Origin of the sequence: Micromonospora sonneratiae (assembly GCF_042679305.1) — a bacterium.
GTDB classification, from domain to species: Bacteria; Actinomycetota; Actinomycetes; order Mycobacteriales; family Micromonosporaceae; genus Micromonospora_H; species Micromonospora_H sonneratiae.
The window spans coordinates 1-12,855 of sequence record NZ_JBHTMP010000112.1 but is presented as its reverse complement, the minus strand read 5'-3'; the positions used below and the strand labels follow the sequence as shown (position 1 = coordinate 12,855).

The window sequence follows — 12,855 nt, the reverse complement described above, 5'->3', positions numbered from 1 at the left end:
CCCGGGGGGGGGGGGGCGGGGCGGCGCCCCCCCCCCGACCGGGCACTGCCTCCACCGGTCGCTCGCGGCGTGCCCGCGCCGCAGGCGACGGCTTCCCGACCGAGGACCCCACCGAACCGACCGACTGGCCGCCCGGTGCCGCCCGTCGGGCGGCGGCGGCCGACGAGCCGCTGTCGCCACGTGACGAGGCGGAGCAGGCCCGAGAGATCTGCCTGCGCCAGTTGGCCGTACGGCCACGCACCAGGGCCGAGCTGGCTGCGGCGTTGGCCCGTCGGGGCATCTCCGAGGAGACCGCCGAGCGGGTTCTCGACCGCTACGACGAGGTCGGCATGGTCGACGATGCGGCCTTCGCCCGGGCCTGGGTGAGCAGCCGGCACCAGGGCCGGGGACTGGCCCGGCGGGCGCTGGCCAACGAGCTGCGACAGCGGGGCGTCGATGGAGAGATCGCCAGCGAGGCGCTCGGGGAACTGGACGAGTCGACCGAGGCGGCCACCGCTCGGGCGTTGGTGGACCGTAAGCTTCGTACCGCCAGGGGGGAACCTGACGCGATCTTCCGGCGGTTGGTGGGCATGCTGGCCCGCAAGGGCTATCCGCCCGGTATGGCGATCCGGGCGGTCAAGGACGCCCTGGCCGCGCAGAGCGCAGCAGCAGCCGAGTTCGCAGATCAGGTCGACGCGGACGCGTTGATCGGCATGGAGGTCGACGGCGAGACGGATCGGTCGGCCGAGTAGTTGATCGAGGTTGCGGTGACTCTGGAGGCCGGTGGAGAAACAGACGGTATGGTTTGTTTGTCATGAGCTAGCGGTAAGCGACCCGATGCGGTGAGTTCTGGATCGGGTTGATCATGCCTCCTTGACCGAATGGCACTTTGCGACCTAGCCTCGCCCTACAACGAGTACACCCGACCTTCGCAGGCAAACCACACAACATAGATCGCGTAACAGTACGGCAACAAACTTTGGCCAGCTCAGCGGCCACTTTTGCCATATCCAGACGGGCCGGTCCGGATATGGCGAGTCACCAGTACCCGGCCACCGGCGGTCTCGGGCGAGCATCGCCGATGGCTGCTATCCCGGCCCAGCCGCCTCGGTCGGGCGTCTGATAGCCGCAGAGCGCGTCACCAGGAGGGCGACCTCCCGGCGCCGGACGGCGGAGGGGAGGCGGCCTTGACAGGCTACGGCAGGGACACCGGCGCGTGCAGCCGGGGCGAGGCGTCGGAATGAGCGCCTTCGACAGCGGTCTGCTCACCGCGACCGTGATCCTCGCTGTCGTCGTACTGGTCGGGCTCGTCCTCGGCGCGCGGGTCCTGCGTCGGTTGACCACGACCACACCGGCCGGCCCGGCACCCCACGACCCGGCGTTCGTCGCCGAGAAGGACCGTCAGGAGCAGTCTCTCGCCGCCCTACGGACCGCTGCCGACGAGGCGACCTCGACCGCTGACGTGGCCAAGTCCGAGCTGGCGGCGGCTCGAGCCGAGGCAGCTGCGGCCAAGGCCGAGGCCAGCGCGGCCCGCGCGGAGGCCCGCCGGGTACTGGATGCGGCGCGGACCGAGGCTGACAGCGTGCTGGACCGGGCGCATCGGCAGGCCGAAGCCGAGGCTGACCAGGTCCGGGCAGCGGCCCGGCGCAGCGGTGAGCGGGAGATCGCCCTGCTGGCCACCACGGTCAAGGACCAGGTCGCCGAGCTTGAGCGACGGGCCCTGCGGATGGACGAGCGGGAGCGGCTGCACAGCGAGGAGGTCGAGCGGCTGGCCGAGCGGGACCGCCGGCTGGCCTCGGCAACGGCCGACCTCGCCGCCCGCGAGGCGGCAGTCGTTGCCCGGGAGGCGACGTTGGCCGAGGCGGAGGAGCGGAAGCGTCGGGAACTGGAGCGGGTGGCCGGGCTGACCGCCGAGTCGGCGCGGACCGAGCTGATGGAGGCCATCGAGGGCCAGGCGAAGCGGGAGGCTGTGCTCCTGGTCCGGGACATCGAGGCCGACGCACGTAGCACCGCCGAGCAACGGGCCCGGCACATCGTGGTCGACGCGATCCAGCGGGTGGCCAGCGAACAGACCGCCGAGAGTGTGGTCAGCGTGCTGCACCTGCCCAGCGACGAGATGAAGGGCCGGATCATCGGTCGGGAGGGCCGCAACATCCGTGCCTTCGAGTCGGTGACCGGGGTCAACCTGATCATCGACGACACGCCGGAGGCGGTGCTGCTGTCCTGCTTCGATCCGGTACGCCGGGAGATCGGCCGGGTGACCCTGGAGAAGCTGGTGCTGGATGGTCGGATCCATCCACACCGGATCGAGGAGGTCTTCGACGCCGCTCGGCACGAGGTGGACCGACTGTGCCTGCGCGCGGCGGAGGACGCGCTGGTCGAGGTCGGCATCACCGACATGCACGACGAGTTGGTCACCCTGGTCGGCCGGTTACGTTACCGCACGTCGTACGGGCAGAACGTGCTCAAGCACCTGGTGGAGACGGCGCACATCGCCGGGATCATGGCCGCCGAACTGCGGCTGGACGTACCGACGATCAAGCGGTGTGCGTTCCTGCACGACATCGGCAAGGCGCTCACCCACGAGGTGGAGGGCAGTCACGCGATCATCGGCGCGGACCTGGCCCGGAGGTACGGCGAGAGCGAAGAGGTCGTACACGCCATCGAGGCGCACCACAACGAGGTGTTGCCGCAGACCATCGAGGCAGTGCTGACCCAGGCGTCGGACGCGTGTTCCGGCGGTCGGCCGGGCGCGCGCCGGGAGAGCCTCGAGGCGTACGTCAAGCGCCTGGAACGGATCGAGGAGATCGCTGCCGGTAAGGCCGGTGTGGAGAAGGTCTTCGCGATGCAGGCGGGCCGGGAGATCCGGGTGATGGTCCGGCCGGAGGACGTCGACGAGATCGGTGCGGCGGTGCTGGCCCGGGACGTGGCCAAGCAGATCGAGGAGGAGCTGACCTATCCGGGGCAGATCCGGGTGACCGTGATACGTGAGTCGAGGGCCACCGAGATCGCCCGCTGAGCTGATTCATCCCCCGACACTGACGGATCCGGCCGTGCAGTTTCGACTGGACGGCCGAAGCCATTTCCCGGCCCGGCACCGGGGCCTGGAGGACGGCCGTGGTGCGGGAGGCGCAGGTTCGCTTCCACTGTCCGAGGCGTGGCCGTGGATGCGATGGCGTACGGGTCCGGAGAAGGACCGGTGGACGGGTATCCGGAGCTGAAAGCAGTGCGCCCCCGGTACGACCTTCTGGTCGTACCGGGGGCGCACCCTGCCGTGGAACTGTGGCCTGTGGTCAGACCCCGGCAGCCACGCCGCCTCCGCCGGCTTCCGCCTGCGAAATGAGCGCGGCGGATGGCGTGGGCGGTGCCGGGGTGTTCTTGCTCTTGCGGCCCTGGGCCAGCCGCTTCTGCACGTACTGGGCCAGCTTCGACAGCGAGTAGTTCACCACGATGAACATCACGCCGATGATGACGTACACCTGGATCGGGTTGCCGAGCGCACCGATGATCTGCTTACCGATGTTGAGGGTTTCCTCGTAGCTGATGATGAAGCCCAGCGACGTGTCCTTCAGGACCACCACGAGCTGGCTGATGAGCGCCGGCAACATGATGCGGAACGCCTGCGGCAGCAGGATCATGCGGGTTGTCTGCATCGAGGAGAGGCCGATGGCGACAGCGGCCTCACCCTGCCCGCCGGGGAGCCCCTCCATGCCGGAGCGCAGGATCTCCGCGATGACCACCATGTTGTAGATCGTCAGACCGATGACGAGGTACGTGAGGGTGTCGAGCGAGATGCCGTACGCCGGCAGACCCCGGGCCACGAAGAAGATCGTGAGCACGACCGGCAGACCCCGGAAGACCTCGACGCAGACCCGGGTGAGCGCGGTGAGGAACAGGTTCAGTCCGCGCAGCAGGTACGCCACCGGTGCGGCCAGACCCGGGAACCTGCGCTTGGACAGGTGCTTGAGCTGGATGCGCAGGATGGCCAGTACGGTGCCGAAGATCAGCGAGGTCACGATGGCCAGGGCGGCGGCGGTGAGGGTCCGGAGGAACCCGGTGCCGAGCCGTTGCCAGACCAGGGTGAAGCTCTCGTTGGTGGGGTCGACCAGTGGACCCCACAGTTCCATGGTGAACTGGCCGTTGGTGTCGAGCGGCCGGTAGACCAGGAAGTAGCCACCGACGGCCAGCACGACCACCGCGAGGATGCTGCTGATCAGGGTGACCCGCCGCTGACGCGGACCGGGTGCGTCGTAGAGGACGCTGGTCTGGCTCATCGGGCCACCGCCTGACGCTTCTCCAGGCGGTCGAGGTACAGACCAAGGGGCACAGTCATGATCAGATATCCGATCGAGATGCCGATGGCGACGGGGATGAAGGCGAAACCCTCGGCCGAGGTGAGCTGGTCGGCGCTGGCCGACAGGTCACCGACGACCCCGAAGAACCCGATCAGCGCCGAGTTCTTGATCATGGCGATGATGACCGAGCCGAGCGGGACCGAGGCGGCCTTCCAGGACTGGGGGAGCACCACGAAGCGAAGGTTCTGGCCGAAGGTGAGGCCCAGTGAGCGGGCCGCCTCGGCCTGACCCGGCGGCACCGCGTTGATGCCGGCCCGCAGCGCCTCACAGACGAAGGCTGCCGTGTACAGCACCAGCGCGATGAGCGCGAAGCGGAAGTACGGTAGGTCGGTTCCGAGCCGGGTGAACAGCTGGTCGACGACCGGGATACGGAGGAAGTCGGCGTTTGAGCCGAGGGCCGGCAGACCGAAGGCCGAGAAGAACATGACCACGGTCAGCGGCAGGTTACGGAAAATCGTGACGTATGCGGTGCCTACGGCGCGTAGGGGCGGCACCGGCGAGATTCGGAGTACCGCCACGATGGCGCCCAGGATCAGGGCGCCGATCGCGGCGAGTAGGCAGATCTGGAGGGTGACCCAGAAACCATTCGCGAATACGTCGAACTTGTCGATGAGCACACTCACGCGCTTGCCTTCCCGCTCACCTTCCAGATCTTCTAGTTGTTAATCAGTAACGGTTGACAGTCGGGGCTGCGCCGAGGGTGGCGCCGAACTTACCAGCGGTGTTGTCCCAGGCCTTCTTCCAACGACCGTCGGCGAAGATCTTGTCCAGCACGTCGTTGATGAAGTTACGGAAGGCGGTGTCGTCCTTCTTCACGCCGATGCCGTACGGCTCCTTGGTGAAGTTGTCACCGGCCATCTTGAACGAGGCCTCGTCCTTGGCGATGTAGCCGAGCAGGATGACGTTGTCGGTGGTGACGGCGTCGACCTGCTTGCCCTTCAGGGCGTCCCGGCACTTGTCGTAGGTGTCGAAGAGAACGACCTGGCTGGCGACGTCCTTGACGTGCTTCTTGATCTCCTCGGCCGGGGTCGAGCCGGTCACCGAGCAGACCTTCTTGGTGCCGTCCTTGAACGAGTCCGGACCGGTGATGGCCGACTCGTCCTTGCGCACCATGATGTTCTGCCCGGCCTCGTAGTACGGGCCGGCGAACGCGATGCGCTCCTTGCGCTTGTCGTTGATCGTGTAGGTGGCGGTGACCAGGTCGACCGTGTCGTTGACGATCACGTCTTCGCGGACCTTGGACGGCGCCTCGACCCACTCGATCTTGTCGGCCGGAATGCCCAGCTCGCTGGCGATGATCTTCGAGATCTCGACGTCGAAGCCCTCGGGCTTGCCCGACAGGCCCTTCTGGCCGAAGCCCGGCTGGTCGAACTTGGTGCCGATCCGGATCTTCTGGGCCTTGTTCAGCTTCTCCATGGTGCTACCGGCCGGGAAGGACTTGCTGCCGCTACCGGTGTTGTCGTCCGCATCGTCGCCACCACAGGCAGCGACGCCGAGCGAGAGTGCCGCGATCGCGGCAACCGCCGCCACGCGCTTGATCCGCATTCCTTATCTCCTTCATCAATGGAGCCCGCCGCGGGGGCGACGTGCTCTCCGCAACGGACGCCTAGTGCGTCAGGATCTTGGACAGGAAGTCCTTTGCCCGCTCACTACGGGGGTTGGAGAAGAACTCAGCCGGCGGGGCGTCCTCGACGAGCTGACCGTCGGCCATGAAGATGACCCGGTTGGCGGCGTGCCGGGCGAAGCCCATCTCGTGCGTCACCACCACCATCGTCATCCCCTCGCGGGCCAGCGAGGTCATCACGTCGAGCACCTCACCGACCATCTCCGGGTCCAGCGCGCTGGTCGGCTCGTCGAAGAGCATCGCCTTGGGCTTCATCGCCAGTGCGCGGGCGATCGCCACCCGCTGCTGCTGACCACCGGAGAGTTGAGCCGGGAACTTGTCCGCCTGGTTGGCGATACCCACCCGGTCGAGCAGGGCCAGTGCCTGCTCGCGGGCAGCGGCCGGCTTCTCTTTACGGACCTTGATCGGTCCGAGGGTGACGTTCTCGAGGATCGTCTTGTGCGCAAAGAGGTTGAACGACTGGAACACCATGCCGACCTCGCTGCGCAGCCGGGCGAGGGCACGACCCTCGGCGGGCAGCGGCTGCCCGTCGAAGGTGATCGAGCCGGAGCTGATCGGTTCCAGCCGGTTGATCGTCCGGCAGAGCGTTGACTTGCCGGAACCGGACGGGCCGATTACCACCACGACCTCGCCCCGGTTGATCGTCAGATCAACTTCGCGAAGTACGTGGAGCGGCCCGTACCACTTGTTGACCGCCGTGAGCACGATCAGCGGGTCGCCCGTCGTCACCGTCGTCCACCATCCTGTCGGGGGGCCAATTTCCGAGGTACTCCACCTCTAGTGGGGGCAACTCTAAGCGGGTTGACGTGTCGGAAAGCGAGCCAGATGGTCACGGAGCGGTAACACCGACGGGTAGCTGACGAGAAACGTCGCCGGGCATCCCGATTGGTCGTTTTCCCAGCAGCAGCCGGGTGGGTCGGGTGTGGACGGGACGGCTGATAGCGGTTTCCGGTCGATGCTCCCAACATGGAGGTAACTACCCGTTACCGAGGGAGCGACCCGATGCAACCTTTTCGTCTGACTGGTTACGCCCGGGGCGGTGGCTGCGCCTGCAAGATTCCCCCGGGTGAACTGGAGGCCATCGTCGCTGGTCTGGGCGTATCCGGGGCGGCCGTCGACCCCGCTGGTGTACCGGCGTCCGGGGACCTGCTGGTCGGGCTCGACCATGGGGACGACGCCGCGGTGGTCGGGATGGACGGGGAGAGCGCCATCGTGGCCACCGTCGACTTCTTCACCCCGGTCGTGGACGATCCGTACGACTGGGGTCGGATCGCCGCCTGCAACGCGCTTTCCGACGTGTACGCGATGGGCGGTTGGCCGCTGGTCGCGTTGAACCTGCTCTGCTGGCCGCGCGGGGTGCTGCCGTTGGAACTGGCCACCGAGGTGCTCCGGGGCGGGCGTGACCTGGCCCGGCGGGCGGGATGTCATCTGGCCGGCGGTCACAGCGTCGACGACGACGGACCCAAGTACGGACTGGCGGTCACCGGCATGGTCCGACCGGGCGAGATGATCACCCTGACCGCCGGACGGCCCGGCCTACCGCTCTCGCTGACCAAGCCGCTCGGTGTCGGGGTGCTCAACTCCCGGCACAAGGCCACCGGGGACGCCTTCCCGCAGGCGGTCGAGGCGATGACCACCCTGAACCGGGACGCGGCTCGGGCCGCGGTCTCCGCCGGAATCCGGTGCGGCACCGACGTGACCGGGTTCGGCCTGCTCGGTCATGCGTCCAAGCTGGCCCGGGCCAGTGGCGTGACCGTACTGATCGAGTCGGCCCGGGTGCCCTATCTCGACGGTGCCCGCGAGGCCGTACGGGATGGTTTCGTCAGCGGTGGCACCCGGCGCAATCTCGACTGGGTCTCACCCTGGACCGACTTCGCCGCCACGTCGGAGGCCGACCGGTTGCTGTTGGCCGATGCCCAGACCTCCGGCGGTCTGCTGGTCGCTGGGGAGATTCCGAGTGGAACGGTAATTGGTGAGCTGCTGCCCAGAAGCGAGCAAATGGTGTTGGTGTGTTGACCGCTTGCCGCATCGTACGGCCACCGTGGCGCAACGGAACGTGACGAACGCGCCGGATTTGGGATGTCAAGTTCGGACGTTCTCTCACGATAGGGTGTCAATTGCCGATCGCTGACAGCAGTGTCAAGTGGTAGGTCAGAGTCAGATTTCGGCGGAAATGGTCACAGACAGGTAACTTAGCCCCACCTGGCCCCGTTCGCCCGGCACCATCGTTAGGTAGGGCCCGTTCGCGGGCAGTGATTCGAGCCCGGCGAGGAGGCAGCGTGACCGAGCTGTGGAACTGGAGAATCGACGACCACGTCGCTCCAATGGAGATCTACTCCGCACTCGCCGACCTGCTCGGCCTGCCGGTGATGCCGCTCGGCGCGGCCGACCCGGCCCGCTTTCCGCTCGACGCCGTGCTCTGCGACGTGTGGCGTACGCCCGGCGAGTTCCCGACCGCTGTGGACTGCTACGGCGTCCCGGCCGGCCGACCCGAGCCCGCCGTGGTCGCGGCGTTCGCCCGCCGCCTGGGCCGACACTGTCTGCTACCGGACGACACCTTCGACCCGGGGCGCTACCTGCTGGTGGCCCCGGACGGCATGACCCGTGCGGTGCATCTCGACGTGCTCGACACCGAGGACGGGGAGGTGTTCTCGAATCGGCGGCTCTGCACGAACGTCAGCCAGCGGTGCCGGGGCTGGTCCCAGTGTCATCAGTCCCGGTGGGCACCGGACTCGGTCGTACCGGCGCTGGCTGCGGCCTGACCCCGACCCCGTACCTCGAGCTGGGCCAGCAGGGTCCGGGTGGCCTCGGTCACGGCGGCCACCGCGGCGTCGAACGCCGCCGCGTTGTGGGCGGCGGGTGCCCGGAACCCGCTGATCTTGCGGACGTACTGCAACGCTGCGGCCTCGATGTCGGCTTCGGTGACCTCGTCGACGTACGGCTCGCGCAGCGTCCGGATGCTTCGGCACATGTCGGCTCCTCGTCCGGGTCCGCAAGGGCGTCCCCGGGGCGGTCCTCGGATCGTACGGATCCCGGTTGGTGTGGATACTCTGTCACTGTCATGACTACCGCAACCCCCGGCAGCCCCCGCACCTACCAGGTGCGCACCTACGGCTGCCAGATGAACGTGCACGACTCGGAACGCATCTCCGGCCTACTGGAACAGGCCGGCTACGTGCGGGCTGCCGAGTCGGCCGAGCCCGACGTGATGATCTTCAACACCTGCGCGGTACGGGAGAACGCCGACAACCGGCTCTACGGCAACCTCGGACATCTGCGCCCGGTCAAGGACCGGAACCCCGGCATGCAGATCGCGGTCGGTGGCTGCCTGGCGCAGAAGGACCGGGGCGAGATCGTCCGTAAGGCACCCTGGGTCGACGTGGTCTTCGGCACCCACAACATCGGCTCACTGCCGGTGCTGCTGGAACGCGCCCGGCACAACGCCGCCGCCGAGGTGGAGATCCTCGAATCCCTCGACGTCTTCCCGTCCACCCTGCCGGCCCGGCGCGAGTCCACCTACGCCGGCTGGGTGTCGATCTCGGTCGGCTGCAACAACACCTGCACCTTCTGCATCGTGCCGTCGCTGCGGGGCCGGGAGAAGGACCGCCGCCCCGGCGACATCCTCGCCGAGGTGCGGGCACTGGTCGCCGAGGGCGTCTCGGAGGTGACCCTGCTCGGCCAGAACGTCAACTCCTACGGCGTCGAGTTCGGTGACCGGCTGGCCTTCGGCAAACTGCTGCGGGCCTGCGGCGACATCGACGGGCTGGAGCGGGTCCGGTTCACCAGCCCGCACCCCAAGGACTTCACCGACGACGTGATCGCCGCGATGGCCGAGACCCCCAACGTCTGCCACTCGCTGCACATGCCGTTGCAGTCCGGCTCCGACGACGTGCTGCGGGCGATGCGCCGGTCGTACCGGGCCGAGCGCTACCTGGGGATCATCGAGAAGGTACGTGCGGCGATGCCGGACGCGGCGATCACCACCGACATCATCGTGGGCTTCCCGGGCGAGACCGAGGCCGACTTCCAGCGGACCCTGGACGTGGTACGCGAGGCGCGGTTCGCCTCCGCGTTCACCTTCCAGTACTCCAAGCGGCCCGGCACGCCCGCCGCGACCATGGAGGACCAGCTGCCCAAGGAGGTCGTGCAGGAGCGCTACGAGCGGCTGATCGCAGCCGTCGAGGAAATCACCTGGGCGGAGAACCGGAAGCTGGTCGGCGAGACCGTCGAGGTCCTGGTCGCGGTCGGCGAAGGCCGCAAGGACGAGCGGACCGGACGGCTCTCCGGCCGGGCCCGGGACGGTCGGTTGGTGCACTTCGACGCGGGCTCGTACGCCGGGCAGATCCGCCCCGGCGACGTCGTGCACACCACGATCACCTACGCGGCACCACACCACCTCAACGCCGACGGCGAACCACTGTCCCATCGGCGTACCCGGGCCGGCGACGCGGCCGAGGCCGGCCGTAGCCCACGTACCCCCGGCGTGCTGCTCGGCCTCCCCACGGTCGGTGCGCCGGCCGTGCCCCCAGCGGCTGCGCCGGCCTGCTCGATCGACTGAGCCCGACACCGGGTACCGGAAAGGGCCCCTTCCCACGCAGAGCGCGATAGGAAGGGGCCCCTGCCCAACTACTTCAGCTGGCCTGCTCGGCGAGCTGGAGGAACTGACGCTTGGCGGCCAACGCCGCCTCCGCCTCGCGGACCCGCTTGGCATCGCCCGCCGACTGGGCCCGGGCCAGCCGCTGCTCGGCCTCGGCCACCTGGTCCCGCATCTGGGCCAGCAGCGGGTTGGCCGACGGCTCGGTACGACGCCACGCCGAGTCCATCGCCTGACGGACCTTCTCGTCCACCGCCCGCATCCGCCGGTCCAGGCTGGCCGCAGCCTCGCGGGGCACCCGGCCCGCCTCGTGCCACTGACCCTGGATCTCCCGGAGCTTGGCCTGTGCCGCCCGGGGGTCGGCGTCGACGTCGAGGGCCTCCGCCTCGGCCAGCAGCGCCTGCTTACGTTCCAGGTTGCCGCGCTGCTCGGAGTCGCGAGCCGAGAAGACCTCACTACGCCGGGTGAAGAACGCGTCCTGGGCGGCCCGGAACCTCTCCCAGAGCTTCTGCTCAGCCTCCTTGGCGGCGCGGGGCGCGGCCTTCCACTGCGCCATCAGCTCCTTGAGCCGGTTCGCGGTGACCGCCCAGTCGGTCGACGAGGACAGCGCCTCGGCCTCGGCCACCAACTCCTCCTTCGCCCCCTGGGCCTGCTTGCGCTGGGCGTCCAGGCTGGCGAAGTGGGCCCCCCGACGACGGGTGAACCCGTCCCGGGCGGCGGCGAACCGCTTCCACAGCTCACCGTCGGTCTTCTTGTCGACGCCGCGGATGCTCTTCCACTCGTCGAGGATCTCCTTGAGCCGGTCCCCGGCGGTCTTCCACCCGGTGGACTCGGCCGCCAGCTTCTCGGCCTCCTCGACCAGGGCGGTCTTGCGGGCCAGTGCCTCGGTACGGGCCGCCTCCTTGGCGGCGCGCGCCTCGCCGGCCCGTTCCTCGGCGATGGTGGCCAGCTTGTCCAGCCGGGCGACGAGCGCGTCGATGTCGCCAACCACGTGGGCTTCGGCCAGCGACGCCCTGATCCGGCGGACGGTGGCCAGGGAATGTGTGGCGTCGGCGGCCCCGGAGTTGAGCCGGGCCTCGGTCAGGTCGACCTCGGTGACCAGGTCAGCGAAACGGCGGGCGAAGTGCGCCAGCCCTTCCTCCGGCGCTCCGGCCTGCCAGGAACCGACTACGCGCTCGCCCTCGGCAGTCTTGACGTAAACGGTGCCGTCTGCGTCCACCCGTCCGAAGGCAGTCCAGTCGCTCATGTGCCCATCCTCGTTCTCCCGGCGTCGCCGAGGGAGTCCCGGCGATCACCGCCACTGCGCAGCGAGTTACAGCAAGTTTCCCCCGGCATTGTCACAGGTCCAACCCGGTCCGCGTCGAGCGCCTATCGTCGACCGTGACCATACGGTGTCCTTGGCCGGGCCGGTACGGCGGGAATCGGGCGTCGACCCGCCGCCCGCTACGGTTGTGGGCGTGCCTCTGGTCGCTGCCGCCGTCTGCCCGCATCCGCCCCTGATCGTGCCCGACGTCGCCGGATCGGCCGCGTCGGAATTGGACGATCTTCGCGCCGCATGCGACGCCGCCGTCGGCCGGCTGCTGGCCGCCGAACCGGACGTGGTCTACGTGGTGGGCGGTGGACCGGAGACCGTCAGGCACGGCGCCGCCGACTACGGCAGCCTGCGGCCGTACGGGGTGGACCGGTCCATCCACCTGTCGAAGGTGAACTGCGGCGGTCGGCCGGGACTGCCGTTGAGCCTGCAGATCGGTGCCTGGCTGATGCACCGGGGCGGGGCAGAGTGTCTGCGGTTGGGGCAGGCGGTCGCCCCGGACGAGCCGACCGACGGGTGTATCCGGATCGGGGCGGCACTGGCGGACCAGCCCGACCGCCGGGTAGCGCTGTTGGTGATGGGGGACGGGTCGGCCTGCCGGGGGGAGAAGGCACCCGGTTACGACGATCCACGCGCCCGGCCGTACGACGATGGGGTCGCCACGACCCTGGCTGGCGCGGACACCGAGGCCCTGCTCGGCCTCGACCCGGTGTTGTCGGCGGAGCTGCTGGTGGCCGGCCGGGCATCCTGGCAGGTGCTGGCCGGAGCGGTCCGGGCCGATGGTGTCGCCTGGCGCGGTGAGCTGACCTACCACGCGGCGCCCTACGGCGTCGCCTACTTCGTCGCGAACTGGGCACCGGCATGAGCGATCCGGGCATGAGCGGGCGGGGAACCAGCATGAGCGGGCGGGGCACCGGCATGGGCGGGCGGGGCACCGGCATGGGCGGGCGGGGCACCGGCATGGGCGGGCGGGGCACCGGCATGGGCGGGC

12 protein-coding genes are annotated in these 12,855 nt (G+C 69.0%); 6 read left to right on the top strand and 6 right to left on the bottom strand.

What is annotated here, in order from left to right; translation table 11 throughout:
- Together ACFQ4H_RS33665 and rny are read left to right on the top strand one after the other, a co-directional pair.
- The coding region (locus tag ACFQ4H_RS33665; protein ID WP_377579125.1) for a regulatory protein RecX at nt 1-731 on the top strand (731 nt) is incomplete at its 5' end.
- Nucleotides 732-1,219: 488 nt separating this feature from the next.
- On the top strand, nt 1,220-2,998 hold the full coding sequence (gene rny, locus ACFQ4H_RS33660) for a ribonuclease Y (protein WP_377579123.1): 1,779 nt from the start codon (nt 1,220-1,222) through the stop codon (nt 2,996-2,998).
- A 274-nt stretch (nt 2,999-3,272) separates the two neighbouring features.
- On the opposite strand, the gene ACFQ4H_RS33655 is transcribed toward rny, so the two are convergent.
- The 4 genes from ACFQ4H_RS33655 to ACFQ4H_RS33640 all read right to left on the bottom strand — a co-directional run bounded on the left by ACFQ4H_RS33655 (nt 3,273) and on the right by ACFQ4H_RS33640 (nt 6,669).
- Nucleotides 3,273-4,253 (bottom strand): amino acid ABC transporter permease, encoded by a 981-nt coding sequence (locus ACFQ4H_RS33655; RefSeq protein ID WP_377579121.1) that lies wholly within the window; start codon nt 4,251-4,253, stop codon nt 3,273-3,275.
- Nucleotides 4,250-4,957 carry an amino acid ABC transporter permease gene (locus tag ACFQ4H_RS33650; RefSeq protein ID WP_377579119.1) on the bottom strand — a complete coding sequence of 236 codons (708 nt, stop codon included), beginning with the start codon at nt 4,955-4,957 and terminating at the stop codon, nt 4,250-4,252. The genes ACFQ4H_RS33655 and ACFQ4H_RS33650 overlap by 4 nt, the downstream gene beginning before the upstream one ends.
- Before the next feature lie 43 nt (nt 4,958-5,000).
- Nucleotides 5,001-5,879 carry a glutamate ABC transporter substrate-binding protein gene (locus tag ACFQ4H_RS33645; RefSeq protein ID WP_377579117.1) on the bottom strand — a complete coding sequence of 293 codons (879 nt, stop codon included), beginning with the start codon at nt 5,877-5,879 and terminating at the stop codon, nt 5,001-5,003.
- A 61-nt stretch (nt 5,880-5,940) separates the two neighbouring features.
- Entirely contained in the window at nt 5,941-6,669 is a 729-nt protein-coding gene (locus tag ACFQ4H_RS33640) for an amino acid ABC transporter ATP-binding protein (protein WP_377579126.1), read from the bottom strand.
- A gap of 291 nt (nt 6,670-6,960) precedes the next feature.
- Here ACFQ4H_RS33640 and selD point away from each other — a divergent pair, with 291 nt between their 5' ends.
- On the top strand, nt 6,961-7,974 hold the full coding sequence (gene selD, locus ACFQ4H_RS33635) for a selenide, water dikinase SelD (protein WP_377579115.1): 1,014 nt from the start codon (nt 6,961-6,963) through the stop codon (nt 7,972-7,974).
- Nucleotides 7,975-8,237: 263 nt separating this feature from the next.
- A complete protein-coding gene (locus tag ACFQ4H_RS33630; RefSeq protein ID WP_377579113.1) occupies nt 8,238-8,720 on the top strand; it encodes a hypothetical protein in 483 nt (160 codons plus the stop codon).
- Here ACFQ4H_RS33630 and ACFQ4H_RS33625 read toward each other — a convergent pair.
- Complete coding sequence (locus ACFQ4H_RS33625) at nt 8,669-8,929, bottom strand: DUF2277 family protein (RefSeq protein WP_377579111.1); 261 nt, start codon at nt 8,927-8,929, stop codon at nt 8,669-8,671. The genes ACFQ4H_RS33630 and ACFQ4H_RS33625 overlap by 52 nt on opposite strands.
- Before the next feature lie 90 nt (nt 8,930-9,019).
- On the opposite strand from ACFQ4H_RS33625, the gene miaB reads away from it, so the two are divergent.
- Complete coding sequence (miaB, locus tag ACFQ4H_RS33620) at nt 9,020-10,516, top strand: tRNA (N6-isopentenyl adenosine(37)-C2)-methylthiotransferase MiaB (protein ID WP_377579109.1); 1,497 nt, start codon at nt 9,020-9,022, stop codon at nt 10,514-10,516.
- 73 nt (nt 10,517-10,589) lie between these two features.
- Here the strand turns inward: miaB and ACFQ4H_RS33615 are convergent, their stop codons facing one another.
- The gene (locus ACFQ4H_RS33615) at nt 10,590-11,798 is read right to left on the bottom strand and encodes a DUF349 domain-containing protein (RefSeq protein ID WP_377579107.1); all 1,209 of its coding nucleotides are present in this window, start codon (nt 11,796-11,798) and stop codon (nt 10,590-10,592) included.
- 211 nt (nt 11,799-12,009) lie between these two features.
- Here ACFQ4H_RS33615 and ACFQ4H_RS33610 point away from each other — a divergent pair, with 211 nt between their 5' ends.
- The gene (locus ACFQ4H_RS33610; protein WP_377579105.1) at nt 12,010-12,729 is read left to right on the top strand and encodes a class III extradiol dioxygenase subunit B-like domain-containing protein; all 720 of its coding nucleotides are present in this window, start codon (nt 12,010-12,012) and stop codon (nt 12,727-12,729) included.
- The last annotated feature ends 126 nt before the right edge of the window (nt 12,730-12,855 follow it).